The following is a 331-nucleotide window of genomic DNA, read 5'->3' as shown; positions in this document are numbered from 1 at the left end:
TGGAAACCCCGGTCGCTATGAAGCATGGGCTTGCTTCCTGGTGCTTCTTGCAAGGCCCGTTTCAATGTCTGAAATACAAGAGGATTGTTATTGGAACACCCGAATACATAGGAGACGATGGATTTATCATGAAGGTCGAGAATAGCGCTTAAATACGCTTTTTGGCCATTGCCGTACTTGAATTCCGTCACATCCGTAACCCACTTTCATTTGGCGCATCTGCAGTGAATTTGCGGTTCAGCACGTTCTCAGCTACCTGCTGTGGAGTGGATCTCGCATCTCTCTTTTTCTTCCTCCGGATGACGGATTGAATTCCTTGTATCTTCATCAG

The 331-nt window shown here is 46.8% G+C and carries 1 pseudogene; it reads right to left on the bottom strand.

What is annotated here, in order from left to right:
• Positions 1-331 (bottom strand): annotated as a pseudogene (locus M3650_RS31450) (transposase); the annotation flags it as partial.

Origin of the sequence: Paenibacillus sp. MER TA 81-3, from assembly GCF_023713585.1 — a bacterium.
In the GTDB taxonomy this organism is placed as follows: domain Bacteria; phylum Bacillota; class Bacilli; order Paenibacillales; family Paenibacillaceae; genus Paenibacillus_B; species Paenibacillus_B profundus.
This window is presented reverse-complemented; position numbering and strand designations above follow the sequence as displayed.